The sequence below is a fragment of the Streptomyces sp. NPDC002133 genome (assembly GCF_040296405.1).
In the GTDB taxonomy this organism is placed as follows: Bacteria; Actinomycetota; Actinomycetes; order Streptomycetales; family Streptomycetaceae; genus Streptomyces.
In genome coordinates, this window is sequence record NZ_JBEOXF010000001.1 from 93,386 (window position 1) to 119,359 (window position 25,974).

The 25,974-nt window shown below is 70.8% G+C and carries 26 protein-coding genes and 1 pseudogene; 8 read left to right on the forward strand and 19 right to left on the reverse strand.

Translation table 11 applies throughout. The annotated features are described in order from the left end of the window. Positions 1–3: 3 nt before the first annotated feature. Both treY and glgX read right to left on the reverse strand, forming a co-directional pair. Positions 4–2,334 carry a malto-oligosyltrehalose synthase gene (gene treY, locus ABT078_RS00395; RefSeq protein ID WP_351222205.1) on the reverse strand — a complete coding sequence of 777 codons (2,331 nt, stop codon included), beginning with the start codon at positions 2,332–2,334 and terminating at the stop codon, positions 4–6. A gap of 127 nt (positions 2,335–2,461) precedes the next feature. Then, positions 2,462–4,582, reverse strand: coding sequence for a glycogen debranching protein GlgX (gene glgX / locus ABT078_RS00400; RefSeq protein WP_351222207.1), 2,121 nt, complete (start codon positions 4,580–4,582; stop codon positions 2,462–2,464). A 140-nt stretch (positions 4,583–4,722) separates the two neighbouring features. Here glgX and ABT078_RS00405 point away from each other — a divergent pair, with 140 nt between their 5' ends. The 4 genes from ABT078_RS00405 to ABT078_RS00420 all read left to right on the forward strand — a co-directional run bounded on the left by ABT078_RS00405 (position 4,723) and on the right by ABT078_RS00420 (position 9,109). Beyond that, a complete protein-coding gene (locus tag ABT078_RS00405; RefSeq protein WP_351222209.1) occupies positions 4,723–5,538 on the forward strand; it encodes a Tat pathway signal sequence domain protein in 816 nt (271 codons plus the stop codon). A gap of 142 nt (positions 5,539–5,680) precedes the next feature. After that, on the forward strand, positions 5,681–6,994 hold the full coding sequence (locus ABT078_RS00410; protein WP_351222211.1) for a copper amine oxidase: 1,314 nt from the start codon (positions 5,681–5,683) through the stop codon (positions 6,992–6,994). A gap of 99 nt (positions 6,995–7,093) precedes the next feature. Next, positions 7,094–8,326 carry a DUF5919 domain-containing protein gene (locus tag ABT078_RS00415; protein WP_351222213.1) on the forward strand — a complete coding sequence of 411 codons (1,233 nt, stop codon included), beginning with the start codon at positions 7,094–7,096 and terminating at the stop codon, positions 8,324–8,326. A 60-nt stretch (positions 8,327–8,386) separates the two neighbouring features. Further along, the gene (locus tag ABT078_RS00420; protein WP_351222215.1) at positions 8,387–9,109 is read left to right on the forward strand and encodes a 3'-5' exonuclease; all 723 of its coding nucleotides are present in this window, start codon (positions 8,387–8,389) and stop codon (positions 9,107–9,109) included. 281 nt (positions 9,110–9,390) lie between these two features. On the opposite strand, the gene ABT078_RS00425 is transcribed toward ABT078_RS00420, so the two are convergent. The 3 genes and pseudogenes from ABT078_RS00425 to ABT078_RS00435 all read right to left on the reverse strand — a co-directional run. Beyond that, positions 9,391–10,233 carry an alpha/beta fold hydrolase gene (locus tag ABT078_RS00425; protein WP_351222217.1) on the reverse strand — a complete coding sequence of 281 codons (843 nt, stop codon included), beginning with the start codon at positions 10,231–10,233 and terminating at the stop codon, positions 9,391–9,393. A 29-nt stretch (positions 10,234–10,262) separates the two neighbouring features. After that, positions 10,263–11,117, reverse strand: a complete 855-nt coding sequence (locus tag ABT078_RS00430) for a phosphotransferase enzyme family protein (protein WP_351222219.1) — start codon at positions 11,115–11,117, stop codon at positions 10,263–10,265. A gap of 186 nt (positions 11,118–11,303) precedes the next feature. Further along, positions 11,304–11,705: pseudogene (locus ABT078_RS00435) on the reverse strand (hypothetical protein); the annotation flags it as partial. A 346-nt stretch (positions 11,706–12,051) separates the two neighbouring features. Between ABT078_RS00435 and ABT078_RS00440 the strand changes: the two are divergent. The 3 genes from ABT078_RS00440 to ABT078_RS00450 all read left to right on the forward strand — a co-directional run bounded on the left by ABT078_RS00440 (position 12,052) and on the right by ABT078_RS00450 (position 14,327). Then, positions 12,052–13,260, forward strand: coding sequence for a S8 family peptidase (locus tag ABT078_RS00440; RefSeq protein ID WP_351222221.1), 1,209 nt, complete (start codon positions 12,052–12,054; stop codon positions 13,258–13,260). A 99-nt stretch (positions 13,261–13,359) separates the two neighbouring features. Next, positions 13,360–13,932, forward strand: a complete 573-nt coding sequence (locus ABT078_RS00445; protein ID WP_351222223.1) for a DUF1697 domain-containing protein — start codon at positions 13,360–13,362, stop codon at positions 13,930–13,932. Next, a complete protein-coding gene (locus ABT078_RS00450) occupies positions 13,929–14,327 on the forward strand; it encodes a nuclear transport factor 2 family protein (RefSeq protein WP_351222225.1) in 399 nt (132 codons plus the stop codon). The genes ABT078_RS00445 and ABT078_RS00450 overlap by 4 nt, the downstream gene beginning before the upstream one ends. Here the strand turns inward: ABT078_RS00450 and ABT078_RS00455 are convergent. After that, positions 14,296–14,487, reverse strand: a complete 192-nt coding sequence (locus ABT078_RS00455) for a DUF4236 domain-containing protein (protein WP_351222227.1) — start codon at positions 14,485–14,487, stop codon at positions 14,296–14,298. The two genes, ABT078_RS00450 and ABT078_RS00455, sit on opposite strands and share 32 nt — an antisense overlap. A 92-nt stretch (positions 14,488–14,579) precedes the next feature. Further along, positions 14,580–14,723, reverse strand: coding sequence for a hypothetical protein (locus ABT078_RS00460; protein WP_351222229.1), 144 nt, complete (start codon positions 14,721–14,723; stop codon positions 14,580–14,582). Between the two features lie 33 nt (positions 14,724–14,756). Between ABT078_RS00460 and ABT078_RS00465 the strand changes: the two genes are divergently transcribed. Continuing rightward, positions 14,757–15,221 carry a hypothetical protein gene (locus ABT078_RS00465; protein ID WP_351222231.1) on the forward strand — a complete coding sequence of 155 codons (465 nt, stop codon included), beginning with the start codon at positions 14,757–14,759 and terminating at the stop codon, positions 15,219–15,221. Between the two features lie 59 nt (positions 15,222–15,280). On the opposite strand, the gene ABT078_RS00470 is transcribed toward ABT078_RS00465, so the two are convergent. The 12 genes from ABT078_RS00470 to ABT078_RS00525 all read right to left on the reverse strand — a co-directional run bounded on the left by ABT078_RS00470 (position 15,281) and on the right by ABT078_RS00525 (position 25,756). Further along, positions 15,281–16,078, reverse strand: a complete 798-nt coding sequence (locus ABT078_RS00470; RefSeq protein ID WP_351222233.1) for a sirohydrochlorin chelatase — start codon at positions 16,076–16,078, stop codon at positions 15,281–15,283. A 9-nt stretch (positions 16,079–16,087) separates the two neighbouring features. Then, positions 16,088–16,972 carry an ABC transporter permease gene (locus ABT078_RS00475; RefSeq protein WP_351222235.1) on the reverse strand — a complete coding sequence of 295 codons (885 nt, stop codon included), beginning with the start codon at positions 16,970–16,972 and terminating at the stop codon, positions 16,088–16,090. Then, positions 16,959–17,774 (reverse strand): ABC transporter ATP-binding protein, encoded by an 816-nt coding sequence (locus tag ABT078_RS00480; RefSeq protein ID WP_351222237.1) that lies wholly within the window; start codon positions 17,772–17,774, stop codon positions 16,959–16,961. Before ABT078_RS00480 ends, ABT078_RS00475 begins: the two co-directional genes overlap by 14 nt. A gap of 33 nt (positions 17,775–17,807) precedes the next feature. Then, positions 17,808–18,902 (reverse strand): aliphatic sulfonate ABC transporter substrate-binding protein, encoded by a 1,095-nt coding sequence (locus ABT078_RS00485; RefSeq protein WP_351222889.1) that lies wholly within the window; start codon positions 18,900–18,902, stop codon positions 17,808–17,810. A gap of 303 nt (positions 18,903–19,205) precedes the next feature. Continuing rightward, positions 19,206–20,546 carry a sulfate adenylyltransferase subunit 1 gene (locus tag ABT078_RS00490; RefSeq protein ID WP_351222239.1) on the reverse strand — a complete coding sequence of 447 codons (1,341 nt, stop codon included), beginning with the start codon at positions 20,544–20,546 and terminating at the stop codon, positions 19,206–19,208. Between the two features lie 2 nt (positions 20,547–20,548). After that, positions 20,549–21,487, reverse strand: coding sequence for a sulfate adenylyltransferase subunit CysD (cysD, locus tag ABT078_RS00495; protein ID WP_351222241.1), 939 nt, complete (start codon positions 21,485–21,487; stop codon positions 20,549–20,551). Next, on the reverse strand, positions 21,484–22,050 hold the full coding sequence (gene cysC / locus ABT078_RS00500; protein WP_351222243.1) for an adenylyl-sulfate kinase: 567 nt from the start codon (positions 22,048–22,050) through the stop codon (positions 21,484–21,486). Before cysC ends, cysD begins: the two co-directional genes overlap by 4 nt. Then, positions 22,050–22,769: a phosphoadenylyl-sulfate reductase gene (locus ABT078_RS00505; protein ID WP_351222245.1), complete on the reverse strand. Its 720-nt coding sequence runs from the start codon at positions 22,767–22,769 to the stop codon at positions 22,050–22,052. The genes cysC and ABT078_RS00505 overlap by 1 nt, the downstream gene beginning before the upstream one ends. After that, the gene (locus ABT078_RS00510) at positions 22,766–22,945 is read right to left on the reverse strand and encodes a hypothetical protein (protein ID WP_351222247.1); all 180 of its coding nucleotides are present in this window, start codon (positions 22,943–22,945) and stop codon (positions 22,766–22,768) included. Before ABT078_RS00510 ends, ABT078_RS00505 begins: the two co-directional genes overlap by 4 nt. 64 nt (positions 22,946–23,009) lie before the next feature. Continuing rightward, a complete protein-coding gene (locus ABT078_RS00515) occupies positions 23,010–24,707 on the reverse strand; it encodes a nitrite/sulfite reductase (protein WP_351222249.1) in 1,698 nt (565 codons plus the stop codon). A 126-nt stretch (positions 24,708–24,833) separates the two neighbouring features. After that, a complete protein-coding gene (locus ABT078_RS00520) occupies positions 24,834–24,917 on the reverse strand; it encodes a putative leader peptide (RefSeq protein WP_313879519.1) in 84 nt (27 codons plus the stop codon). A 272-nt stretch (positions 24,918–25,189) separates the two neighbouring features. Further along, the gene (locus ABT078_RS00525) at positions 25,190–25,756 is read right to left on the reverse strand and encodes a GNAT family N-acetyltransferase (protein ID WP_351222251.1); all 567 of its coding nucleotides are present in this window, start codon (positions 25,754–25,756) and stop codon (positions 25,190–25,192) included. Positions 25,757–25,974: the final 218 nt, after the last annotated feature.

The following is a 25,974-nucleotide window of genomic DNA, read 5'->3' on the forward strand; positions in this document are numbered from 1 at the left end:
GGCTCACTCCTCGGTGTCCTCGGCGTCGGCCGCCCGCTCCAGCAGCGCCACCGGGCGGTCGGCGAAGAGCTCCGACAGCGCCACGGGCCCGCCGCCCGCGAACTCCCTCCCCGGGGCGAGGAGATCCGTCCACCGGCCGTCCGGAAGCATGAGCGACGTCTCGCCCCAGCCGCCCGCCTCGTCCAGCCGCAGCGAGAGCCGGGTCACCGCCGTGACCGCCTCACCGGAGCGGCAGAAGGCCAGGCAGTGCCGCGCCGCCGGGCCCACCGCTTCCACCGGCGCGTACGTTCCCAGTTCGCCGAACAGCTCCGGGCGACGGCGGCGCAGCAGCAGCGCCGCGCGTGTCACCTCGGTCTTCTCGTCGGGCCGCTGCTCCCGGAACGACTCCCGGTTGTCCGGGTCGACCAGCGCCAGATACGTGTGCTCGGTGCCCTGATAGAGCTCGGGCACTCCCGGCATCGTGAGGTGGACGAGCGCCGCACCGAGCGCGTTGGCCCGAGCGTGCTCGTCGAGTTCGCGGGCGAACAGCGCCAGCGTGTACATCGGCGGCCCGGTGGGCCCCGCCTCCACGAAGTCGCTCACGGCCTGCTCGTACGACGAGTCCGGCTCGGTCCAGCCGGTGTGCAGGCCGGCCTCCCGTACGGACTTGAGCAGGGCGGGCCCGATCCGGTCCGGGCGCGGGATCCCGAAGCCGAATGCCGTCTGCCACGCCACCCAGGCCAGATGGTGATCGGGCGCCTGCACCCAGGCCAGCCCGGTCAGCACCCGCTCCCACCGCTCCGGGCACTCCGACAGCACCGCGATCCTGGCCCGGACGTCCGCACTCCGTTTCGTGTCGTGCGTGGACAGCACTGTGCCGGTCGTCGGCCAGTCCCGGGCGATGCGGCCGCAGTACGCATGGAAATCCTCCGGGCTCACCGCCGGGCATCCCGGATCCCCGCCCACCTCGTTGGCGGAGATCAGCGGGGCGTAGCGGTAGAAGGCGGTGTCCTCGACGGACTTGGCGTGCAGCGCGGACGAGGTCTGGGCGAAGCGGGCGCGGAACGCGCCATGGTCCGGGCCCTCGCCGAGCTGACCGAGCGCCAGGTCGCGGATCACGTCGACCGCCTCGGCCTCGTCGGCGACGGCGAACACCGCCTTCGCGCGCTGCGCCGCGTCCGCCGTGAGGACGGCGTCGCCCCCGATGCGGTACGGCCGGTAGACGGGCACCCGTACGAGCAGCTCGCGGATCGCCGTGCGCAGGGCCCAGGGCGCGTGGTCGCGCAGTGCGGGATCCCCCGCGCACACGCGTTCGGCGATCCTGGCGAGGGCCTCGGTCTCCGCGGCCAGCTCGTGGGTCACCACCTTGCAGGCGGCACGCCGCACGGTCGCCCCCCAGTAGCCGCCGCGGTCCCCCGCGGGCGAGGCGAAGTCCCGGTATGCGCGGGCCAGTTCCTCGGCGCCGTCGGCGTCGGTGAAGATCCCGTCGATCCGGTGGAGCGCGTCGTATCCGGTCGTTCCGTCCACCGGCCAGGTGGCCGGGAGGTGCTCGTCCCGGGTGAGGATCTTCTCCACGACCGTCCAGCAGCCGCCCGTGGCCTCGTTCAGCCGGTACAGATACCCCTCGGGGTCGGCCAGCCCGTCCGGATGGTCGATCCGCAGCCCGTCGACGACGCCGTTCCGTACCAGCTCCAGGATCTTGGCGTGGGTGGCGTCGAAGACCTCCGGGTCCTCGACGCGCACCCCGATGAGCCCCGAAATGGTGAAGAAGCGCCGGTAGTTGAGCTCCGTGCGGGCCAGCCGCCACCAGGCCGGCCGGTACCACTGCGCCTCGAGCAGGTCCGGCAGCGGCAGTGTCTCGGTGCCCTCACGCAGCGGGAACAGGTGTTCCCCGTAGCGCAGGGTGCGTCCCTCCACCCGCAGCGCCGCGAGGTCGTCCCCGAGCCGCCTGCCCAGCACCGGCATCAGGACCTTGCCCCCGCCCGCGTCCCAGTCGATGTCGAACCAGCGTGCGTACGGCGAGGCCGGGCCTTCCCGCAGCACCTCCCACAGCGCGCGGTTGTGGCGCGGCGCGGCGGCCATGTGGTTGGGGACGATGTCGAGCACGAGTCCGAGGCCGTGCTCCCGGGCCGTCCGGGCCAGCGACCGCAGTCCTTCCTCGCCGCCGAGCTCGGCCCTTACGCGCCCGTGGTCGACGACGTCGTAGCCGTGCGCCGAACCGGGCATCGCCTCCAGCACCGGCGACAGATGCAGATGGGAGATCCCGAGGCCGGCGAGATACGGCACCGCTGCCTCGGCGGCCGAGAAGGGGAAGTCCGGCTGGAGCTGGAGCCGGTAGGTGGCGGTGGGCGTCATGCGAACGTACGTACCCGCATCACGGGGATCTCTGTCATCGGCTCATGAGCCGATACGGACGGACCTGGTCACGTTCACCTGATGTGACGAATGCCTCCGGCGGTTCACCGTCCCCGCCACGACCTCGCTACGCCGGCCTCCGCAGCACCACCAGACTCCGCCCGATCATCGGCACCCGCTCCCCGGCCGCCACCTTCGGCCCCTGCCCCGGCGGCACCCCCTCGGGTCTGGCGGTGTCCACGACCACCTCCCACTGCCGGCCGTGGTTGACCGGCACCGCGAATGCCATCTCCTCGGCGCTCGCGTTGACCATCAAGAGGAAGGAGTCGTCCGAGATCCGCTCGCCTCGCGGCCCCGGCTCCGAGATCGCGTGCCCGTTCAGGAACACCGTCAGGGCCTTGGCGTGCGCTGCCTGCCAGTCGCGCTGCTTCATCTCCTCGCCCTCAGGGGTGAACCAGGCGATGTCGGACAGCTCGTCGTGCGTGCCCTCCACCGGCCTGCCGTGGAAGAACCTCCTGCGCCGGAAGACCTGGTGGTCGCGGCGCAGCCACACCATCGCCCGGGTGAACGCCAGCAGCGAGCCCGGCTCCTCCTCGGTCGACGACGGCCAGTGCACCCAGGACAGCTCGCTGTCCTGGCAGTACGCGTTGTTGTTGCCGTGCTGCGTGCGGCCGAACTCGTCGCCGTGGCTGAGCATCGGCACGCCCTGGGACAGCATCAGCGTTGCGATGAAGTTGCGCATCTGGCGGTTGCGCAACTCCACTACCTGCGGGTCCTCGGTGTCGCCCTCGGCCCCGCAGTTCCACGAGCGGTTGTGGCTCTCGCCGTCCTGGTTCCCCTCGCCGTTCGCCTCGTTGTGCTTCTCGTTGTACGAGACCAGGTCGCGCATCGTGAAGCCGTCGTGGCAGGTCACGAAGTTGACCGAGGCGAGCGGGCGGCGGCCGTCGTCCTGGTAGAGGTCCGACGAGCCGGTCAGCCGGGAGGCGAACTCGGCGAGCGTGCGCGGCTCCCCGCGCCACAAGTCCCGCACGGTGTCGCGGTACTTGCCGTTCCACTCGGTCCACAGCGGCGGGAAGTTCCCCACCTGGTAGCCGCCCTCGCCGACGTCCCACGGCTCGGCGATCAGCTTCACCTGGCTGACCACCGGATCCTGCTGGACCAGGTCGAAGAACGACGACAGCCGGTCCACCTCGTGGAACTGTCTCGCCAACGTCGCCGCGAGATCGAAGCGGAAGCCGTCGACGTGCATCTCGGTCACCCAGTAGCGCAGCGAGTCCATGATCAGCTGGAGCACGTGCGGTGAACGCATCAGCAGGGAGTTGCCGGTGCCCGTGGTGTCCGTGTAGTAGCGGCGGTCCTCGGAGAGCCGGTAGTACGAGACGTTGTCGAGGCCCCGGAAAGAAAGGGTCGGTCCGAGGTGGTTGCCCTCGGCCGTGTGGTTGTAGACGACGTCGAGGATGACCTCGATACCCGCCTGGTGCAGGGCCCGGACGGCGGACTTGAACTCCAGGACCTGCTGGCCGCGGTCGCCCCAGGACGCGTAGCGGTTGTGCGGGGCGAAGAATCCGATGGTGTTGTAGCCCCAGTAGTTGTCCAGGCCCGCGTCCACCAGCCGGTGGTCGTTCGCGAACTGGTGCACCGGCATCAACTCGAGTGCGGTGACCCCCAGTTCCGTGAGATGCGAGATCACCGCCGGATGCGCGAGCCCCGCGTACGTGCCGCGCAGCTCATCCGGCAGTGCCGGATGCAGCATCGTCAGACCCTTCACATGGGCCTCGTAGATGACCGTGCGGTGGTAGTCGGTCCGGGGCGGGCGGTCGTCGCCCCAGTCGAAGTACGGATTGACGACGACGGACGCCATCGTGTGCGGGGCCGAGTCGAGGTCGTTGCGCGAGTCCGGCCTCCCGAAGTGATAGCCGTACACCGCCTCGCCCCAGTCGATACGGCCGCTCATCGCCCGTGCGTACGGATCGAGCAGCAGTTTGGCCGAGTTGCACCGGTGCCCGCGCTCCGGTGCGTACGGTCCGTGCACTCTGAATCCGTATCGCTGACCGGGCATCACTCCCGGCAGATAGGCATGGCGGACGAACGCGTCCGTCTCACGGAGCTCCACCGCCGTCTCCGAGCCGTCGTCGTGCAGCAGACAGAGCTCGATTCGGTGTGCGGCCTCCGAAAAAACCGCGAAGTTGGTGCCGGCGCCGTCGTACGTGGCGCCGAGTGGATACGCCTGTCCCGGCCAGACCTGCATAGATAAGACTCTTCCACTTCTGATCCGGGTAGTGGGGACCTCTTCGGCCAGATCCTCCCCGAAAGAAGGGCAACCTCCTAGGACTTATCGCCGTCCTACCGGGTGACCACAGGTAAGAGGGGGGAAATGTGCGCAAACTAATGCGTCGCCACCTGGGCAAGGTGGTGGCGGGCACGGCCATTGCGGTGACGGGAACCGCCGCGATGATCGGAATCACCCTGCCGGGCACGGCAGGAGCGGACGGCGGCCCGGGGGGCGGAACCGGAGGCGCCGCCGCGTCGCAGAGCACCGGTCAGGGACAGGCTGCGGGGGCCCCGGCCCTTGAGCCCGGCGTCGTGGCCGCAGCGGCCGACGAGGGGGAGAAGGGCATCGGCCGCGACCCGCTCACCGACGACGAGCTGAAGCGGGCCGAACAGCTGGCGACGGCCCCGGCCGCACGGGACGGCCGGAACGCGGGCGGCGGGCGCGGCCCGCAGCACCTCACCACCGATCTGGCCGAACCGGAGCCGTCCGATGCGGGGCTCGCGGCGCCGCCGCGCCGCGCCGTCGTCTCGTACTACGACTACCGGAACGACCGGCTCGTCACGTCGACGGTCAACCTCACCACCGGGAAGGTGGAACGGAGCGGTGCCCAGCAGGGCGTACAGCCGTCGCCGCACCGCGAGGAGCTGCGGGAGGCGGTCGGGCTGATCCTGGCGAGCCGGCTCGGGTCGGGGCTGAAGGCGGACTACAAGGACGCCACCGGCAGCGCGCTCACCTCGTCGGAGCCGCTCACCCTGAGCGGGTTCGTCTACCGCAAGGACCGGGAGGCGCGGATTCCGGAGCAGCTCGCCGACTGCGGGGTGCACCGCTGCGTGCGCGTCATCACCAAGATCACGAACGGGCCGTGGATCGACACGCGGGACCTGGCCGTGGATCTGAGCGCCCGAACGGTCGTCCGTACACCGGCCGCCTGACACCGCCGCCTGACACCGGCCGGCCGGGGTCTGCTGCCGGAGGCCGGCTGACGCCGCATCCGGTCCGACCACCGTCGCGGCCGATCGCATTCCCGTCCGTACGTCTTCTTCCGCACGAACGTTTGAGGGAGTTCCTCTTCGCATGGACAAGAGCAGATTTCCGCATGCCCGCAAGCCGGCCTCGGTGCTCGCCGCCGCCGTTCTGCTCGGCGGCGCACTGACCGCCGCGGGCCCGGGCGCCGCGACCGCCGCCACCGCCAGGGCGCCGCAGGCACCCGCCCCGGCGCTGCCGTGCAGCGCGCCCTACCAGGTCACGTCCACCCTCGCGGGCGGCACCACCTGGCGCATGTGCTGGCGCTACGACTCCTCCGCCGGCCTCGTCCTGGACAAGGTCAGCTACCAGCCGAAGGGCGAGCCCCGCCCGATCCAGGTTCTCACCAGTGCCAAGCTCGCGCAGATCCACGTCCCGTACGACGACGGGCAGGCCGAGTACGACGACCTCACCGGCTTCGGCTTCGGATTCGGCCTGCAGAACCTCAAGCCCACCGAATGCCCCGGCGGCACCATCAAGAAGGTCAAGGTCCCCGACGTCGGCCAGGTCGACGGCCTGTGCCAGACCACCCGCTCCCGCGGCCACGCCTACCGTCTCGCCAACGACGAGGGCACCAAGGTGTGGCAGGCGGAGGGCAAGGACCTGCTGCTCTACACCGTCAACAAGGTCTCCTGGTACGAGTACATCACCGAGTGGCGGTTCTCGTCCGACGGGACGATATCCGCCAACGTCGGCGCCACCGGCAGCCTCTCGCCGGGCGACTACGACGCGGGCGACGGCCGCGGCTGGCCCATCGGCAAGGGTGCGAAGGACTACGCCACCAGCCACAGCCACAACGTCTTCTGGCGGCTGAACTTCGGCCTGGACGGCAGCAGCAAGGACCGGATCGAGCAGTACGACTCGAAGGTCACCCCGCCCACCGGCAACGGCAGCCCGAAGACGAAGACCACGCGCACGCCGGTCACGAAGGAACTGGCCGGGGACGCCAAGGGGATGCGCTGGTGGCGTGTCGTCAGTGCGATCGGCAAGAACAAGGACGGCCACGCGCGCTCGTACGAGATCGTGCCCGGCCCGTCGGCGAAGCACCCCGGCCGCGCCTTCACCAAGCACGACGTCTACTTCACGCAGAACCGTGCCTGTGAGCAGTTCGCCAGCAACAACACCCTCGACTGCGGGCGGGGTGCGCCCGACAGTGTGGACAAATGGGTCAACGCGGAGATGCTGAGCAACCCGGTGGTGTGGGTCAACATCGGGTTCCACCACATCGCCCGTGACGAGGACCAGCAGCCGATGCCGGTCCACTGGCAGGGCTTCCAGCTCGCGCCCAGGGACGTAACCGCTATGAATCCGCTCACTCCGGCCGAACTCGCCAGTCAGAACGGTGCGCCTCCGTTGGGGAGTTGAGGGACCAGCCTGTCGATCCGGCTGCACCGGCTCCCGCTCGCGGAGTACCCTTCCTTGATCGTTGAAGACGGGTGTCCAGGAGCTGGAGGCGGTGCGCGGGTGAGCTCGGGAGGGCTGGAGCTACCCCCCGGTGACGCCGGTCACGAGGGGGACTCCGCCGACGTCCCGCCCGGCGCGGTGTCGCTCGCCCGGCCGGTCGAGATCGGAGCGGAACTGGACTGGGGTGCGGACGCCTGGAGCGAGGTGCGTACGCGCGCGCAACGGGCGGGGCGGGCCTATATCTGGCTGAACCTGGTGGAGCAGCGGCTGCGGGCCGTCGTGGCCGCTGTGCTCCGGCCGATCTACGAGCCCGTGCACGGCGACGAGTGGGTCGTCGCGGCCGCGGGCCCCGCGGGCCAGGAGTGGGTGCAGCGGGCCGTCGCCGTGCGGGAGGTGTCCCGGCGCAAGGGCTATCTGCTGGACCCCGCCGACGACAACGTGCTGAGCTTCCTCACTCTCCCGCAGCTGCGGGAGCTGATGGTCCAGCACTGGCCGTGCTTCGAGCCGTACTTCGACGACCGGCGCGACGTGGAGCTGGCCCTGGACGAGCTGGAGGTGGCGCGCAACGTCGTCTCCCGCAACCGCGCACTGAACGAGACCGTGCTCGCCCAGGCCGAACGGGCCTCGGCGCGGTTGCTGGAGATCCTCGGCAGCGGCGCCGGGGTGCCCTCGGCGGACCGGCTGCCCGTGGACGCGGTCGAGGACCTGGTGGGCGACCGGTACGCGGACGTGGTGTCCGTGCACCCCGACCGGGTGCGACTGCAGCGGCAGCTGCCGGCCGAGGACCTCTTCGGGGGCGCGCGGCGGCTCGACGCCATCGGCATAGGCCTGAACCTGCTCGTGCAGAACTTCTCCGGGCGACGGCTGGTCCGGCTCGCCGAGTCAGGGTGCCGGGTGCGGCTGCTCTTCCTCAACCCGGCGAGCAGCGCGGTGAAGCGGCGCGAGCGCGAACTCGGCCTGAAGAAGGGCGAGCTGAGCCGCACGGTGGAGATGAACATCCTCCACATGCGGCGGGTGCGGTCGAAGCTGCGCGACCCCGGGGCATTCGAGATCCATGTCTTCGACGAGACACCCCGGTTCACGGCCTATCTGGTGGACGGGGACGGACCCGACGGGCTGGCGGTCGTGCAGTCGTATCTGCGGCATGCGCGCGGCATGGAGGCGCCGGTTCTCGTGCTGCGGGGCGGGGGCCGGGCCGTGGTGAGGTCGGGGCAGGACGCCGAGCACGGGCTGTTCCAGACGTACCGGGAGGAGTTCGAGTCGGTGTGGACCGACTCGCGCCCGGTGTCCTGACTGTCAGTGCCACGTGCGAGAGTTTCCGTCAGCACCACGATGAGGGGGGAGCACCGCACCATGACGTGGCACCGTGAACCGCTGGCCGGCTTCGACCTGGAGACGACAGGCACCGATCCGCTGGACGCGCGCATCGTGACCGCGGCGGTCGTGGTCCTGCGGGACGGCGAGACGACCGAGCAGCGGACCTGGCTGGCGGACCCGGGGATCCGCATCCCGGCGCAGGCGTCCGCGATCCACGGCATCAGCAGCGAGCGGGCGGCGGCGGAAGGCCGCCCGGCGCGCGAGGTCGCGGACGAGATCGCCTCGGCCCTCGCGGGTCACTGGGCCCAGGGCACTCCGGTCGTGGCGTACAACGCGGCCTTCGACCTCACCCTGCTCTCGGCGGAGCTCGCCCGCCACGGGCTGCCGTCCCTGCCGGAGCGCCTCGGCGGCACGGAGATCGGCCCCGTCGTCGATCCGTACACGATCGACCGCGCCGTCGACCGCTACCGGCGCGGCAAGCGCACCCTCGAAGCGGTCTGCGGGGAGTACGGCGTCGTCCTGGACGACGCTCACGAGGCCCTGGCGGACGCACTCGCCGCGGTGCGGGTCGCCCACGCGATAGCCGTCCGGCACGGGTCGGTCGCGGCGCTCACGCCTGCGGAGCTGCACGCCCGGCAGGTGCGCTGGTACGCCGAATGGGCGGCGGACTTCCAGGACTTCCTCCGGCGCAAGGGCACACCGGACGCGGTGGTCGACGCGTCCTGGCCCCTGCGACAGCCGGCGGCCACCGTCCGCTGACGGCGGCCGTGCCCGCGCGGCGGCTCCACTGCGGGGGCAAGCCTGCCCCGTGCCCGGTGCCGGCTGGGTGGCCGGGGTGTCCGTCCGGGATGTCCGTCCTCAAGCGCCGGACGGGCTGAATCGCAGCCGGTACCGGCCGGTCGGCCCGGGTGTCCGTCCTCAAGCGCCGGACGGGCAGATGCAACCGGTGGCCGCCCGGTCGGCCCGGGCGGCCGTCCTCACACGGCGCGGGCTTGGTCTGCGTGGGCCCGCCGCAGGCGCGCAGGTGCCGCCCGGACGTGCTATCCCGCAGCCCCGCGCCGGGACTCCGCCTCGCCGATGAAGTCGAGCAGCACCGCGTTGACCCGCTCCGGAGCGTCCAGTTGGAGCCAGTGCCCCGCGTCCTCGACCCGTTCGTACCGCCAGGAACCGGCCACATGCTTCTCCGTGCCGGTCATCGACCGCTCGGTCAGGAAGCGGTCACCCGTGCTCCACATCCCCAGCACGGGCCCGGGCAGCGACGGCAGCGGCAGCTCGGGGCCGAACATCACCTCGGGCGGCAGGCCCGCACGGTACACCGACAGAGCGGCGGTGAGCGCGCCCGGCGCGCGCAGGCGGTCGACGATCGCGTCGGCGTCCGGGTGCTCGGCGAGCATCTCGCGGAATTGCGCGAAATCGTCGCGGGAGAGCCACTCCTCGGCGATGCCCGGCAGCTGGAACAGCAGCATGTACCAGGACCTCTGGCGCTGTTCCCAGCCCGCATCCCGCAGCGCCCCGAGGTGGCCCACGGACAGAATGCTCAGGCCGGTCACCCGCTCGGGCGCGGCCATGGCCAGCTGCTGGACCATGCCGGAGCCCCAGTCGTGACCGACGAGATGGACCCGCTCCACCTCCAGCCGGTCGAGCAGTTCCAGCAGGTCGGCCACGGACCGGGCCGGGGCGTAGGCGTCGGTGCCGTCCGGCCGGTCCGAGCCGCCGAAGCCGCGGAGGTCGGGGGCGATGGTGCGGTATCCGGCGGCGTGGAGGGCGGGCACCTGGTGGCGCCAGCAGTCGTGGGTGTCCGGGAAGCCGTGCACGAGGAGAACGGCCGGTCCCGCGCCGCCTGTGCTGACCTCGAGGGTCACCTCTCTGAGTTCGACGCGCATCCAACACTCCAATCGTGGAAGGGTGGTGATCAGAACGGGTACCAGCGCACCTCCGTGTCACCCTCGCGCAAGGACGCCACGCGGCGGCGGAATTCGGCCAGCGCCCTGGGGTTGGACGGAGCGTGCTGCGCCACCCATGCGCAGCTCGCCGTCTCGCGGGCGCCGCGGAGGACCGGGCAGCCGGGCCAGTCGCGGACGTCCCAGCCGTAGGCGGCCGCGAAGGCGTCGTACGCCTCGGGGGCCAGGCCGTAGCGGTCGCGGGCGAGGGCGAGGACCACGAGGTCGTGTTCGCGCAGGTCGGAGGAGAAGGTCTCCAGGTCGACCAGGACCGGTCCGTCCGGGCCGACATGTACATTGCGGGGGAGCGCGTCACCGTGGATCGGACCCGGTGGCAGATGCGGGGTCAGTGCGGCGGCCGCCGCGGCGAATCCGTCCCGCCGTTCGCGCAGATACGCCGCGTCCGCGGCGTCGATCGCGTCCCCCGCCAGCCGCAGCCACCGCTCGACGCCCCCGAGCAGCTCCCGTCGCTGCAGCGCGAACGGCGCCGCGGGCAGTTCATGCACCTGCCGCAGCAGCGGCGCCAGGTCCCGCGCCTCGGCAGGACGTACGGCCTCCGGCAGTCGGTGCCACAGCGTCACGGGATGGCTCTCCACCAGCCGTGCCTTCGGCTCAGCGGCTCGTACGGCAGGGACGCCCGCCTTCTCCAGCCACCCGGCCACCGCCAGCTCGCGCTCCGCACGCTCCAGCAGTTCCGCGCTCCGCCCGACCTTGACGACGACGTCGCCCGCGCCGAAGACCGCGTTCTCCCCGAGGGCCAGCAGCGTCGCGTCCTGCGCCGCCAGTCCCGCCGCCTCCAGCACCTCGCGTGCGCGTGTCTCGTCCATGGTCGGAATTCTCGCATCCCCGCAGGTCCGACGGCGGGTGGCGGGCGGCGGGTGGCGGGTGGCGCCCGGGGCGCGTGGCATCGACCCGCGCCGCACGGCGGGCCGGCCTCAGTCGTCCGGTGCCGGCGGGGCGCCTGCCTGCCGCCCGATCAGCCGCGGCAGGCCGGCACGGTCGGAGCCGACCTTGCGGTATGTGTCCGGCAGCAGGTCCAGAGAGGCGGACGCCTTGTCCTGATCGGAGCCGCCGACCAGCGGTACGCCGATGACGGCGACGTTCTCCCTGTCGTGGACCTCCACGTCCACCGGGCCCTGCGACGCGCCCGAAGTCACCGCCTGCGCACGGAAGTCCGCGATCGCCTGGCGCGCGGGCCCGGCATTGATGTCCTCGGCCTTCACCACCACCTGGGCCGGATCGGCCCCGCCGGGGAACGCCGCGTTGACGCGCTCGTGCATCTGTACGATCGACGGTGGGTCGCCGAGCTCTTGGTCCAGCGTGAGGTTCTGCGTGTGCGTACCCGTCGCGGGGAGCGTGATCGCGACCAGCGTGCCCGCCGCGACCGCCAGGGACAGCTTGGGCCGGCGCAGCACGCCGCCGTCCTTCCCGGCCTCGACGCTATGGGCGGATGCGAGCGGGCCTGTCGTGCTGACAGCGGAGTCCGCCCCCGGTCCGACTCCTCCTTTCCGCTCCGGTCACCTCGTCGTCAGGAATGAGGAGCGGGCTGAAGCCCCCTATTCGTAACGGCAGTTGAGGCGGCCGAGTCCGACTTGCGGCACGCTGGTCGTTTTCTTATTACAAAGACTTGTTGACTGAGTCACAGCTGTATGAAGGTCTTGATCTGGGCGCGTCAATCGGTCAGGGTTTCGAGGCAGCCCCGGGAGATTTTCCTCCCGGAGGCCCAACCCCCCACAAAAGATGACGAGGAGACCCCTCTTCATGGCAACTCACAAGCGCTCGAGCAGGATCAAGCTCACCGCGGCGATAACCGCCGTGGCCGCAGCCGCCGGAGTGACCGTACTCAACACCTCGTTCGCCGGAGCGGCCCCCACGCCCGCTCCCGCAGAGGGCACGGTCTACGGCGCGAACGCCGAAGGCGCCGTCGCAGGCAGCTACATCGTGCTGCTGGACGAGAAGGCCAACAAGGCGCAGCTGGCCAAGGAGTACGGCGGCAAGCTGCAGCGCACCTACAACTCCGCCATCAACGGCTTCTCCGCCAACGGACTCTCGGAGACCGAGGCCAAGCGCCTCGCCGCAGACCCGGCCGTCGCCAAGGTCGTCCAGAACAAGAAGTTCACGATCAACGCGACCCAGGACAATCCGCCGTCCTGGGGCCTGGACCGGATCGACCAGGCCGACACCGCGGGCGACAGCAAGTACACGTATCCCGACGGCGCGGGCGAGGGCGTCACCGCGTACGTCATCGACACCGGAGTCCGTGTCTCCCACAAGGACTTCACGGGCCGGGCCACCCACGGCTTCGATGCCATCGACAACGACGGCACCGCCGACGACGGCAACGGCCACGGTACACACGTGGCGGGCACCATCGCCGGCGCGGCCCACGGAGTCGCCAAGAAGGCGAAGATCGTCGCCGTCCGCGTCCTCGACGACAGCGGCTCCGGCACGACCGAGCAGGTCGTGGCGGGCATCGACTGGGTCACCCAGAACCACCAGGGCCCGTCCGTCGCCAACATGAGCCTCGGCGGCAGTGCCGACCCGGCGCTCGACGAGGCCGTTCGCAAGGCCGTCGCCTCCGGCGTCACCTTCGGCGTGGCCGCGGGCAACGAGTCGAGCGACGCGAGCCAGGGCTCTCCTGCACGCGTCGAGGAGGCCATCACCGTCGCGTCCTCGACGAAGGACGACGAGCAGTCGGACTTCTCCAACTTCGGGTCGGTCGTGGACCTCTACGCTCCGGGCTCGGACATCATCTCGGCCTGGAACGACAGCGACGAAGGCACGAAGACCATCTCCGGCACGTCGATGGCGACCCCGCACGTGGTCGGCGCCGCAGCGGTCTATCTCGCCGCCCACCAGGACGCCACCCCGGAGCAGGTCGCCACGGCGCTGACGGACGGCGCCACGCCCGACAAGATCGGCAACCCGAGCGAGGGCACGCCCAACAAGCTCCTGAAGGTCGTCGAGTGATCCACTGATCGACTGATCAACCGAATCGACGACCGCCGATGAGCCGACGGCCGCCGTGCCCTCCCCCACGGGGCGCGGCGGCCGTCCTATGGTGTGACCATGGCGACCACGGCGAGGACCTCCACGTACGCGCTGCTCCTGCGCGGCATCAACGTCGGCGCACACCGCAAGGTCCCCATGGCCGACCTCCGCACGCTGCTGACGGAACTGGGCCACGGCGACGTCCGTACGTACCTGCAGAGCGGCAACGCCGTCTTCACCGGCGGGACGCGCGACGAGGGCGCGCTCGCCGCGGACATCGGGCAGGCTGTCGAGAAGCACTTCGGCTTCACCGTCGACTGCCTGGTCCGCGGGGCTCCCTATCTCAGGGCCGTCGTCGAGAACTGCCCTTTCCCGGCAGCCGAACTGGAGGGCAGGCAGCTCCACGTCACGTACCTCTCGGAGCGCATCGACCCCGGGCGGCTCGCGTCCATCGACGTGAAATCCTTCCTCCCCGAGGAGTTCCGGCTCGGCGAGCGCGCGCTGTATCTGTACGCGCCCGGCGGGCTCGGCCGCTCCAAGCTCGCGGACGTCCTCGGCAGGCCGAGCCTCACAAAAGGTGTCGTCGCCACGACCCGTAACTGGAACACTGCCGTCAAGCTCGCCGAGATGACCGGAGGCACCGCGCGATGACCGACTCCGCCACTGCCTTCGGCCCTGCCGTCGCCGCCGCCATCGAGGGCGAGCTCCGCCTCCTCGACCCCGTCGTACGCGCCGAACCCGCGCTGCTCACAGAGCTGCTGCACCCGGATTTCCTAGAGTTCGGCGCGTCGGGGCGCCGCTGGACCCGCGACGCGATCATCGGACTGCTCAGCGGAGAGGGTTCCCAGACGTACAAGGCCGTCACGGCGTCGGAGATGACGGGCACCCAGCTCGCGCCCGGTGTCGTGCACCTGACGTTCATCACCGAGGTCAACGGACGCCGCGCCCAACGCAGTTCACTGTGGCGTCTGACCGGTGACGTGTGGCGGCTCTACTTCCACCAGGGCACGCTGATCAGTGCCGACGAAAGCTCCGACGCCAGCTGAAGCCGCCGGGCAGGCGGACGGAAGCACTGCTGTGACCGCCGCTGTCCCGCGTGACACGAGCCCGACGCGTGCCGACGCTCAGCGACCACCCGTGCGTGCCGAGGTTCAGATGGACCAGCTTCGGGATGATCGTGATCCGCTTGTGGTAATAGATCGACATGTCGGCCTCCTTGTCGCCATGGTGCGCGAAGAGCTCGGCACGGTTGTCACGGCACCGCCACGGTCGTGTCACCGTGGCTGCCGCCTCCGCCGCTACCGCTGTTCCAGGGCACACATGTCCTCATCCGACAGCGGGATCGCGGCTGCGTCCGGGTTCTCCTCCGGATGGGCGAGCGAACCCGTGCCCGGGACCGGGGCCGGGCACAGCGCGGGGGAGTGGCGCAGCGGCCGAGCCACCGGATGTCGGTGCCGCGGCCTATCGTCGATCCCATGTACGACGACGGTGACGGGCCGCCACGGGCCGGCGACCCGCGCGCGACGGAGACGCGCGCGGCCGAGGTGCGGGTCGCCTTCGAGGGTCTGCTGCAGATCCGCCGCCTCACCAACACCGACGCCGCCGACCCGGAGGCGACACCGGCGGTCTGGGAACGCGGCCGCATGGTGCGTGCCGTCGCGCTCGCGCTGGAGGCATCCGGCATCGCCCCGTCCGCGGTCGACGCGTCGTCCGGGCAGCGGATGGCGACGGGATACCGCGTCCGTGCAGGGGAGGACGAGCCGGACACGGTCACGGTCGAGTGGCTCGGACCGCACGGCAGCGGGGCCGCGGCCCAGGAGGAGAGCGCGCTCACCGAATGCGCGCGCGTCCTGGAGCGGCTCGGCTGGGACGCGCTGCTGTACCGGGGACGCGGTCGGCATCGCTTCCTGGAGGTTCGGGCACCGCATCCCGGGCGGTGATCCATGAGTCCCGTCGCGGAGGACCGGCGCACGGACCGTACGGCGGTTCAGCCGGCGGTTCAGCCCGCCGCCACGAGGCGCTGCGCGACCTGCGCCTCGTCGTAGCGCTCCAGAAGAAGTCGCGCCAGCTCGGGCGACGGTCCCAGGACATCGGCCAGGACGTCGGCGCCCGCCGCGTCGGCGCCGTGGGCGATACGGTCCGGGAGGCGGCCCGGGGCGATGACGTACGGTGCCACCGCGACCCGGGCGACGCCCTCGGCGCGCAGCGCCCGTACCGCGTCCTCGGTACGGGGACAGCCCGCGGCAGACGCAGCGGAGGCGAACGCAGGCCGCACGGCGCACCATCCGGTGTGCCGCAGCTCCCGCGCCACATCTGCGATCACTGCGATCGCCTCCGGGTCGGAGGAGCCCGCCGAGGCCAGGACGACCCCGGTCGAGCGCTTGTCGTACGAGGTCAGCCCGGCCTCGTACAGCCGCCGTTCCACCGCGGCCATCAGCAGCGGCGACGGACCGAGGACATCGGCCTGGGTGATCCGCAGCCGCCGGTACCTTGCCCTGGCCTCGTTCAGGACTGACGGGATGTCTGCCTTGGCGTGGAAGGCGCGGGTCAGCAACAGCGGCAGCGCCACCACCTCCCGCACGCCGTCGTTCGCCATCCGCTCCAGGACCTGCGGCACGGACGGCGCGTTGAAGTCGAGGAACGCCGTCGAGATGCGCAACTCAGGCCGCCCCGCGGGCCCTTGAGCGCCCGGGGGGACCCCCAGCGACCGTACGTGCCGCACCAGGGCGTGCACCGTCGCGGCGTGCCGCGGGTCGCGGCTGCCGTGGGCGATGACGAGCAGGGCAGGGCTGTGCATGGGAAACGCTCAGTTCCTGACGAGCAGACCGCGGCTGCGCAGGACCCGTCGCTCCAGCGGGCTGAAGATGAGCAGGTCGATGGCGATACCGACGATCAGGATGAGGATGATCGAGAGGAACACCCCGGGCATGTCGATGTTGTTGCGGGCGTTCTCGAGCAGCTGACCGAGGCCCAGACCGAGGTCCGGCGAGGACGCGATGATCTCGGCGGCCATCAGGGAGCGCCATGAGAAGGCCCAGCCCTGCTTCAGGCCCGCCAGATAGCCGGGCAGCGCCGCGGGCATGACGACGTGCCAGGTGCCCCGCAGACCCGTGGCTCCCATGGTCCGCCCGGCGCGCAGGAACAGCGGCGGCACCTGGTCGACGCCGGAGACGAGGCCGTTGGCGATCGACGGTACGGCGCCGAGCAGGATGACCGCGTACATCATCGAGTCGTTGAGGCCGAGCCAGATGACGGCCGGCGGCACCCATGCCACCGACGGCAGCGACTGCAGGCCCGACAGGATCGGGCCGATCGCGGCGCGCACGAACTTGACCCGGGCGACGAGCAGGCCGAGCGGCGTGCCGATGGCCAGGGCCAGCAGGAAGCCGAACAGACCGCGCGAGACGCTGGTCCAGACGACCTCCAGCAGGGTGCCCTGCAGCCACATGTCGGTCAGGCCGTTCCAGACCGCGGACGGCTTGGGCAGCTTGTCCTCGGTGGTGACCTTCGCGGAGACGAGGAGCTGCCAGACGACGAGGACGAGCGCGATCGCCACGGCCGGTGGCAGGACCTTCTTGACGAGGACCTCACGGACCGGTGTACGGCTGATCTCGACCGTGTCGAGTGCGTCCAGACCTGCTTCCAGACCGGCGAGGTCGTCCTGCTTCGGGGCGGTGTCAGTGCTGGCCATGGCGGCGGATCTCCCCACGCAGTTCCTCAGTGATCTCGATGGACAGCTCCGCCACGGCCGCGTCCTCGATGCGACGCGGCTGCGGGATGCCGACCGTCCACTCCCGGGCCACCCGGCCGGGCCGCGAGGACAGCAGCACCACGCGCTGCGCGAGCCGTACGGCCTCGCGGACGTTGTGCGTGACGAAGAGCACCGACAGGTTCCCCGCGGCGGAGCCGCTGGTGTTCGCAGTCGCCCAGATCCGCGTCAGTTCGCCGTGCAGCACATCGCGGGTGATGGCGTCGAGCGCCGCGAACGGCTCGTCCATCAGGAGCAGTTCGCTGTTCTGGGCCAGCGCCCGCGCCAGGGCCACGCGCTGGCGCATGCCGCCGGACAGCTCGTGGACCCGCTTTCCGTACGCGCCGCCGAGGCGGACCAGCTCCAGCAGCCGCTCGGCCTCCGGACGGCGCTCGGACTTGGGGAGTCCGCGCAGCCGCAGCGCGAGTTCGATGTTCTTGCCCGCGGTCAGCCACGGGAAGAGGGCGTGCTCCTGGAACATCAGGGCGGGCCGCCCGCCGGGCGTGTGGATCGACCCGGCGGTCGGCCTGTCGAGCCCCGCGACCAGGTTGAGCAGGGTGGACTTGCCGCACCCCGAGGCCCCCAGGATGGTGACGAACTCGCCCGGCGCGACATCGAGACTGATGTCGTCCAGGACGAGCTGGGCCCCGGCCGGTCCGGAGAAGGACTTCGAGACACGCTCGATGCGGGCGGCGTGCGACACCGCCGTGGCGCCCTCGGCAGCCTTGGCAATCGCGGTAGCCATGGTCGTCACCTCCTGGGGGATTCGGTGTGCGGGTTACTTGGCGCCGAGACCGGCGTCGGAGAGCTCGGGCTTGCCCTCGGCCTTCAGCACCTTGTTGAGCAGCGTCAGGTCGTAGATGCCGTTCAGGTCGGGCTGATCGATCAGCTCGGCCTTGACCGCCCACTCGGACTGCGTCTTCAGCGTGGAGGCCAGCGGGTCGTCGGTGATCCGGATGCTGGGCCACGCCGGGTCGATGACCTCGGCGGCGAGCTCCTTGCCGGTCTCCTCCTTCAGCGCCGCGTTGGCGGACGCCTTGGCCTTGTCCGGGTTGGCGTTGATCCAGGCGTTGGTCTTCACCGTGCCGCGCAGGAAGGCCTCGACGACGTCCGGGTGCTCCTTGAGGAACGTCTGCGAGACGATGATGTTCGTGATCACGAACTTCTCGTCGGGCCACAGGGCGGCCTCGTCGAGGAGGACCTTCGCGCCTTCGGACACCAGCTTGGAGGCGGTCGGCTCGGGCACCCAGGCGCCGTCGATCGAGCCCGACTTGTAGGCGTCCGGGGTCACCTTGTTGTCCGTGCGGACGACCGAGACATCGCCCTTGCCGCTCTCGGAGTCGACCTTCCAGCCCTGCTCCGCGATCCAGTTGAGGAACGCGACGTCCTGCGTGTTCCCCTTCTGCGGTGTGGCGATCCTCTTGCCCTTGATGTCGTCCAGGGTCTTGATCCTGTCCGGGTTGACGACGAGCTTCACACCGCCGGAGGCGGAGCCGGAGACGATCCGCAGGTTCTTGCCCTTGGACTTCACATAGGCGTTGATGGACGGCGAGGGGCCGATGAAGCCGATGTCCAGCGAGCCGCCGTTGAGGGCCTCGATCTCGGACGGGCCGGCGTTGAAGGCCTGCGCCGCGATCTGTGTGCCGCCGAGCTCCTTCTGGATCAGGCCTTCCTGGAGGCCGACCAGCGCGGTGGCGTGGGTGAGGTTCGGGAAGTAGCCGACGCGGACCTTGCCGACGGAGAGCGTGTCGCCCTTGGCCGCCACTTCGGTCTTCTTGTCGTCCTTGGCCTCGGAACCGTAGCCGCAGGCGGTGAGCGCCACGGCCAGCAGCGGGAGGGCGGCGGCAGCGGCGAGGCTGCGCCGCAGGGTGATCGGGGCGCCCCCACGGCGGCGCAGCCAGGAGTGGGGGAGGGGCGTTCGGGGCTTGCGGCTCGTACGGGTGGCAGGCACGGGAGGTGTTCCTCTCGGAGGCCCGGTGCTTACGTCCCCCGGTGATTCCGGGTGTGTCGGGACGTGGCCGGGAGATCGGCTGGTCTCTGTCGTCGTCTGTGGTGCGTTCGGGGCGTCGCGCTCGTCATCGGGCACATCGCGCGACACCTCCGGAGCCCGCGCCGAGGATGCCGCTGCCCACGCGGCCGCCCTCCTTCGCGAAGGTTGCGTACACGTCGATCGCCATCAGAAATCCCACCCCTCGTCGTCCTGGACGGGCGCGGTCTCGGCGGTGGCGAAGGACTCGCCCGCCATGCCGGCCGCCAGGGTCGTACCGTCGGCCGGGTCGATCAGCAGGAACGACCCGGTACGGCGGGAGTCCGCGTACGCGTCGAGCGCGAGGGGCTCGGCGGTACGGACGCGGACCCGGCCGATGTCATTGGCCACCAGCTGCCCGGGAGCCGGGTGCTGGGAGAGATCGTCGAGCGTGAGGCGCGAAGGAATCTCCTTCACGATCGCCTTGACCGTGCGGGTGGTGTGCTTCAGCAGCACGCGCTGGCCGACGGCGAGCGGCTGGTCGGCGACATGGCAGACGGTCGCCTCGACGTCCTGCGTGGTCGCGGGGGCGTCACCGCTCGGCACGACGATGTCGCCGCGCGAGATGTCGATGTCGTCCTCCAGCAGGAGCGTCACCGACTGCGGGGTCCAGGCCACGTCCACGGGCTCGCCGAGCAGGTCGATCCCGGAGATCTTCGAGGTCCGTCCCGACGGCAGTACGGTCACGCTCTCGCCGACGCGGAACGTGCCGGCCGCGATCTGGCCCGCGTAACCGCGGTAGTCGGGGTGCTCGGCGGTCTGCGGACGGATCACGTACTGCACCGGGAAGCGTGCGTGGCAGCTCGTCAGATCGTGGCTGACCGGCACGGTCTCCAGGTGCTCGAGGACCGTCGGTCCCCCGTACCAGTCCATGGTCGCGGACACGGCCACGACGTTGTCGCCGGCGAGCGCCGAGATCGGGATGGCGGTGATCTCCGGGACACCGAGTTCGCTCGCGTACGCCGTGAACTCCTCGGCGATCGACGCGAAGACGGACTCCTCGTAGCCGACGAGATCCATCTTGTTGACGGCGAGGACGACATGCGGGACGCGCAGGAGGGCGGCGATCGCGGCGTGCCGGCGGGTCTGCTCGACGACCCCGTTGCGCGCGTCGACCAGGACCACGGTCAGCTCGGCCGTCGACGCGCCGGTGACCATGTTCCGGGTGTACTGCACGTGCCCCGGGGTGTCGGCCAGGATGAAGCGGCGCCGCGGTGTGGCGAAGTAACGGTACGCCACATCGATCGTGATGCCCTGCTCCCGCTCGGCCCGCAGACCGTCGGTCAGCAGCGCCAGGTCGGGGGCGTCCTGGCCGCGGGAGCGGGAGGCGTGCTCGACGGCCTCCAGCTGGTCGGCGAGCACCGACTTGGAGTCGTGCAGCAGCCGGCCCACCAGGGTGGACTTGCCGTCGTCGACGGACCCGGCGGTGGCGAAGCGCAGCAGGGTGGTGGCCGACAGCTGCTCGGCCAGCTGCTCGGTGGAGCTGGTCATGTCTAGAAGTACCCTTCGCGCTTGCGGTCTTCCATCGCGGCCTCGGACAGCTTGTCGTCGGCGCGGGTCGCGCCCCGCTCGGTGAGCCGGGAGGCGGCGATCTCGGCGATCACGGCGTCCAGCGTCGTCGCGCCGGAGTCGACGGCGCCGGTGCAGGACATGTCGCCGACGGTGCGGTAGCGGATCAGCCGCGTCTCCACCGTCTCGTCCTCCTTGGGACCGCCCCAGTCACCGGCGGTCAGCCACATGCCGGCGCGCTTGAACACCTCGCGCTCGTGCGCGAAGTAGATCTCGGGCAGCTCGATCTCTTCGCGCGCGATGTACTGCCACACGTCGAGCTCGGTCCAGTTGGACAGCGGAAAGACACGGACGTGCTCACCCGGGGCGTGACGGCCGTTGTAGAGCTGCCACAGCTCGGGGCGCTGGCGCCGCGGGTCCCACTGCGAGAACTCGTCGCGCAGCGAGAACACCCGTTCCTTGGCCCGGGCCTTCTCCTCGTCGCGCCGCCCGCCGCCGAAGACGGCGTCGAAGCGGTGCTGCTGGATGGCCTCGGTCAGCGGAACGGTCTGCAGCGGGTTACGGGTGCCGTCCGGGCGTTCGCGCAGCTTGCCCGCGTCGATGTACTCCTGCACCGATGCCACGTGAAGCCTGAGGTTGTGCTGTGACACCGTACGGTCGCGGTACTCGATGACCTCGGGGAAGTTGTGCCCGGTGTCCACGTGCAGCAGCGAGAAGGGGACCGCGGCCGGGGCGAACGCCTTCAGCGCGAGATGCAGCATGACGATGGAGTCCTTGCCGCCGGAGAAGAGAATCACCGGCCGCTCGAACTCGCCCGCCACCTCGCGGAAGATGTGCACCGCCTCGGACTCCAGCGCGTCCAGATGTGTCAGCGCGTACGGGCTGTCCGTGCTCTCGCCCACGACGTTGATGCTGGTCGTCATGCCAGACCCCTTTCAGTCAGCAGTGCGTGGAGCGCGGAGGCGGACTCCTGCACGGTCTGGGTGTGCGACTCGATCCGCAGTTCGGGCGACTCGGGCTCCTCGTAAGGGTCGTCGACGCCGGTCAGCCCGCTGATCTCGCCCGCGGCCTGCTTGGCGTAGAGCCCCTTCACATCGCGTACGGAGCACACCTCGACCGGCGTGGCCACATGCACCTCGACATAGGGCGTGCCCTCGGCGCCGTGGCGCTTGCGGACGGCCTCGCGGCTGTCCGCGTACGGGGCGATCACCGGGACCAGTACCTTGACGCCGTTCGATGCCAGCAACTCGGCGACGAAGCCGATCCGCTGGACGTTGGTGTGGCGGTCCTCGCGGCTGAAGCCGAGGCCCGCGGAGAGGAACTCGCGGATCTCGTCGCCGTCGAGCACCTCGACGCGGTGGCCCTCGTCACGCAGCCGGCCCGCCAGCTCGTACGCGATGGTCGTCTTGCCCGCGCTCGGCAGCCCGGTGAGCCAGATGGTGGCCCCAGTCACGTGCTTCTCCCCAGAGTTCCGGTCGTCCGTCATCAGCCGTGCAGCCCGCACTCGGTCTTGGCGCGGCCCGCCCAGCGGCCGGCCCGGGCGTCCTCGCCCTCCAGCACCCTGCGGGTGCAGGGCGCGCAGCCGACCGAGGCGTAACCGTCCATCAGCAGCGGGTTGGTGAGGACACCGTGCTCGGCCACGTACGCGTCCACGTCGTCCTGCGTCCAGCGGGCGATCGGCGAGATCTTGACCTTCTGCCGCTTCTCGTCCCAGCCGACGACCGGCGTGTTCGCCCGGGTGGGGGACTCGTCGCGGCGCAGTCCCGTCGCCCATGCGTCGTACGCGGTCAGGCCCTCCTCCAGCGGCTTGACCTTGCGCAGCGCGCAGCACAGGTCCGGATCGCGGTCGTGCAGCTTCGGGCCGTACTCGGCGTCCTGCTCCTCGACCGTCCGGCGGGGGGTGAGTGTGATGACGTTGACGTCCATCACGGCCTCGACCGCGTCCCGGGTCCCGATGGTCTCGGGGAAGTGGTAGCCGGTGTCGAGGAAGACCACGTCGACCCGGCGGCCGCCGGGGATCGCGCGCGAGGCGAGGTGCGCGACGACCGCGTCCTCCATGGAGGAGGTGACGCAGAAGCGCGGGCCGAAGGTCTCCGCCGCCCAGCGCAGGATGTCGAGGGCGGAGGCCTCTTCGAGGTCCCGCCCGGCCTGTTCGGCGAGTGACTTCAGCCGGTCCTCGGTCCGGTTCGTCTGAACCGCCGTCATATCCCGTTCCCTCCCGCGTCGTTGTGCCGAACCCCACGGGCGAGCAGCCCGAGGAACTTCAGCTGGAAGGCTCGATTGCAGGCCGCGCACTCCCAGGCGCCGTGGCCCTGCTCGTTCGGACGCAGGTCCTCGTCGCCGCAGTACGGGCAGTAGAACGGTGCCGCGCGCTCGCTCACGACCCCTCCTTTCGCTGCCATTCGCCCCCGTGGCCCTGCGGGCACGGGAGGTGCCCCCAGACGCTCATGACAGTGACTCCTCGCTTGCGCGGGCGGCCCAGGTGGCGAAGCGCTCGCCGTCCTCGCGCTCCGCCTGGAAGCGCTTGAGGACACGCTCGACGTAGTCCGGCAGCTCGGCGGAGGTGACCTTGAGGCCGCGGACCTTGCGGCCGAACCCGGCCTCCAGCCCGAGCGCGCCGCCCAGGTGCACCTGGAAGCCCTCGACCTGGTTGCCGTCGGCGTCGAGGACCAGCTGGCCCTTGAGACCGATGTCCGCGACCTGGATACGGGCGCAGGCGTTCGGGCAGCCGTTGATGTTGATCGTGATCGGCTGGTCGAACTCGGGGATGCGGCGCTCGAGTTCGTCGATCAGCGAGGCCCCGCGGGCCTTGGTCTCGACAATGGCGAGCTTGCAGAACTCGATACCGGTGCAGGCCATCGTGCCGCGCCGGAACGGGGACGGGTTGACCCGCAGGTCCAGCGCCTCCAGTCCGGCCACGAGCGACTCGACCTGCGACTCCTCGACATCGAGGACGAGCATCTTCTGCTCTGCGGTGGTACGGACCCGGTGCGAGCCGTGCGCCTCCGCCACTTCGGCGATCTTGGTGAGCGTGGTGCCGTCGACCCGGCCGACGCGCGGCGCGAAGCCGACGTAGAAGCGCCCGTCCTTCTGCCGGTGCACACCGACGTGGTCGCGCCACTGCTGCACGGGCTGCTCGGGCGCCGGGCCGTCGACGAGCTTCCGCTTCAGGTACTCGTCCTCGAGCACCTGGCGGAACTTCTCCGCGCCCCAGTCGGCGACCAGGAACTTCAGCCGCGCACGGGTGCGCAGCCGGCGGTAGCCGTAGTCGCGGAAGACCGAGATGACGCCCTCGTACACGTCAGGGACCTCGTCCAGCGGCACCCAGGCACCCAGCCGGACGCCGATCCTGGGGTTGGTGGACAGGCCGCCGCCGACCCAGAGGTCGAAGCCGGGGCCGTGCTCGGGGTGGGTCACCCCGACGAAGGCGACATCGTTGATCTCGTGCGCCACGTCGAGCAGCGGGGAACCGGAGACGGCCGACTTGAACTTGCGGGGGAGGTTGGAGAAGTCCTTGTTGCCGACGATGCGGCGGTGGATCTCGTCGATTGCGGGAGTGCCGTCGATGATCTCGTCCTCTGCGATGCCGGCGACGGGCGAGCCGAGGATGACACGGGGCGTGTCACCGCACGCCTCGGTCGTCGACAGGCCGACAGCCTCCAGGCGGTTCCAGATCTCGGGGACGTCCTCGATGCGGATCCAGTGGTACTGGACGTTCTGCCGGTCGGTGATGTCGGCGGTGCCGCGCGCGAACTCCTGGGAGACCTCCCCGATCACCCGCAGCTGGTCCGTCGTCAGCCGCCCGCCGTCGATCCGGACGCGCAGCATGAAGTACTCGTCGTCCAGCTCCTCCGGCTCGAGGATCGCGGTCTTCCCGCCGTCGATCCCGGGCTTTCGCTGGGTGTACAGACCCCACCAGCGCATCCGGCCGCGCAGGTCCGCGCCGTCGATCGAGTCGAAGCCGCGATGGGCGTAGATCGTCTCAATGCGTGTCCGCACGTTGAGACCGTCGTCGTCCTTCTTGGTCTGCTCGTTGGCGTTCAGCGGTGTCATGTGGCCAACGGCCCACTGGCCCTCGCCGCGGTGGCGTCCGGCCTTGCGGCGGGGCGTGGCGGTGGCAGGCTTTTCGGGGGTGGCGGCCATGGCGGTATGTCCTTCGGGACTGCAGGAGGGCGGCTCTGAGCTGCGCACTCGCATGCCGGACGGGCGGCGCGGCGCGGTGGTGCGCAGAAGATGGGGGTGCTCGTGAAGTGCGGCTGGGCTGTTCTGTCAGCTCGCCGGACAGATGGCGCTGGACATGCGGCCGAGGTCGACGTGCCGCCGACTCACCAAGGCAATTCCAGCTCGAGACATGACGGAAGCGTGTCACGGCGCTTTGGAGTCAGTCCACCGCTATCCAAAATGTGGACAACACTGTCCCGCTTCGCGAGACGCTGTGTCCTCGGTCACCCGGCGGGTGCCGGGCGGCCCGGATCCGGGCCGTGTCCGGGCAGGTCACGGACGGGGTCCGGGCGGCGTCCGGGTGGGTCCCGGACAGGTCCGGGGGCGGGTGGTCCGGTGGTGGGTCAGGCGCCGGCGGCGTTGGGTCAGACCCCACCGGGGAACGCTCACGTACATCCTCACTGTCAGGCGTGGGAGCCGGGCCAGGGACCGGGGATCTCCACCTCCGGCTCCTCATCGACCTTGGTGTCGAACAGTGTGAAGCCGCGTCGCAGATAGTTGTCCATGGCGTGCGGTCCGTCCTTGGAGCAGGTGTGCAGCCAGACCCGCTTCGTCGGCGTGCGGCCCGGCCGGCGCTCGGCCATGTCCCAGGCGCGGGCGGTGCCGTACGACAGCAGATGACCGCCGATCCGACGCCCCCGGAAGGCCGGGACGAGCCCGAAGTAGACGATCTCGACGGCGCCCTCGTCCTGCGCATCCAGCTCGATGTACCCGGCCGGCGTCCCCTTCTCGTACGCCACCCAGGTCTCCACGCCCGGCCGGCGCACGACCTCGTCCCACTGCGCGTACGTCAGACCGAGCCGGTCGGTCCAGCGGACGTCGCCGCCGACAGCCGTGTAGAGGAAGCGGCTGAACTCGGGCGACGGCACCTCGGCCCGTACGATCCGCACGTCGCCCGAGGGCTCTGCGGCCGGTCGCAGATCGGCGGGCGAGGTCTGCTCCAGGGACCAGGTGGTCACAGTGATGCTCATGGCCGCCAGGGAACCACGTCGGCGGCCCCGGTCCAAAAAGGCAGGTCCGTGGTGCCGGCCGGCGTCAGCCGCGACGCTCTGCACGACGGGCCGGCAGGCGGGGTGGCAGGTGGGCCGTGTCCCTGCCCGCCTCGCCCGGGCAGGTTCCGGTTCCGGAGAGCTTCGCGCCGGAGAGCCCCGCAGAGACGCGGCGCTCCGTGTACGCCACGTCCCGTCCC

Excerpts from the sequence above, each read along its gene's own strand:
- ABT078_RS00525 (WP_351222251.1), bottom strand. The coding sequence starts at position 25,756 with ATGAGCATCACTGTGACCACCTGGTCCCTGGAGCAGACCTCGCCCGCC.
- ABT078_RS00410 (WP_351222211.1), top strand. The coding sequence starts at position 5,681 with ATGGACAAGAGCAGATTTCCGCATGCCCGCAAGCCGGCCTCGGTGCTC.
- ABT078_RS00515 (WP_351222249.1), bottom strand. The coding sequence starts at position 24,707 with ATGGCCGCCACCCCCGAAAAGCCTGCCACCGCCACGCCCCGCCGCAAG.
- cysD (WP_351222241.1), bottom strand. The coding sequence starts at position 21,487 with ATGACGACCAGCATCAACGTCGTGGGCGAGAGCACGGACAGCCCGTAC.
- ABT078_RS00420 (WP_351222215.1), top strand. The coding sequence starts at position 8,387 with ATGACGTGGCACCGTGAACCGCTGGCCGGCTTCGACCTGGAGACGACA.
- ABT078_RS00430 (WP_351222219.1), bottom strand. The coding sequence starts at position 11,117 with ATGGACGAGACACGCGCACGCGAGGTGCTGGAGGCGGCGGGACTGGCG.
- ABT078_RS00425 (WP_351222217.1), bottom strand. The coding sequence starts at position 10,233 with ATGCGCGTCGAACTCAGAGAGGTGACCCTCGAGGTCAGCACAGGCGGC.
- ABT078_RS00475 (WP_351222235.1), bottom strand. The coding sequence starts at position 16,972 with ATGGCCAGCACTGACACCGCCCCGAAGCAGGACGACCTCGCCGGTCTG.
- treY (WP_351222205.1), bottom strand. The coding sequence starts at position 2,334 with ATGACGCCCACCGCCACCTACCGGCTCCAGCTCCAGCCGGACTTCCCC.
- glgX (WP_351222207.1), bottom strand. The coding sequence starts at position 4,582 with ATGCAGGTCTGGCCGGGACAGGCGTATCCACTCGGCGCCACGTACGAC.
- ABT078_RS00520 (WP_313879519.1), bottom strand. The coding sequence starts at position 24,917 with ATGTCTCGAGCTGGAATTGCCTTGGTGAGTCGGCGGCACGTCGACCTC.
- ABT078_RS00440 (WP_351222221.1), top strand. The coding sequence starts at position 12,052 with ATGGCAACTCACAAGCGCTCGAGCAGGATCAAGCTCACCGCGGCGATA.
- ABT078_RS00450 (WP_351222225.1), top strand. The coding sequence starts at position 13,929 with ATGACCGACTCCGCCACTGCCTTCGGCCCTGCCGTCGCCGCCGCCATC.
- ABT078_RS00480 (WP_351222237.1), bottom strand. The coding sequence starts at position 17,774 with ATGGCTACCGCGATTGCCAAGGCTGCCGAGGGCGCCACGGCGGTGTCG.
- ABT078_RS00465 (WP_351222231.1), top strand. The coding sequence starts at position 14,757 with ATGTACGACGACGGTGACGGGCCGCCACGGGCCGGCGACCCGCGCGCG.
- ABT078_RS00490 (WP_351222239.1), bottom strand. The coding sequence starts at position 20,546 with ATGACCAGCTCCACCGAGCAGCTGGCCGAGCAGCTGTCGGCCACCACC.
- ABT078_RS00405 (WP_351222209.1), top strand. The coding sequence starts at position 4,723 with ATGCGTCGCCACCTGGGCAAGGTGGTGGCGGGCACGGCCATTGCGGTG.
- ABT078_RS00505 (WP_351222245.1), bottom strand. The coding sequence starts at position 22,769 with ATGACGGCGGTTCAGACGAACCGGACCGAGGACCGGCTGAAGTCACTC.
- cysC (WP_351222243.1), bottom strand. The coding sequence starts at position 22,050 with ATGACGGACGACCGGAACTCTGGGGAGAAGCACGTGACTGGGGCCACC.
- ABT078_RS00455 (WP_351222227.1), bottom strand. The coding sequence starts at position 14,487 with ATGTCGATCTATTACCACAAGCGGATCACGATCATCCCGAAGCTGGTC.
- ABT078_RS00445 (WP_351222223.1), top strand. The coding sequence starts at position 13,360 with ATGGCGACCACGGCGAGGACCTCCACGTACGCGCTGCTCCTGCGCGGC.
- ABT078_RS00470 (WP_351222233.1), bottom strand. The coding sequence starts at position 16,078 with ATGCACAGCCCTGCCCTGCTCGTCATCGCCCACGGCAGCCGCGACCCG.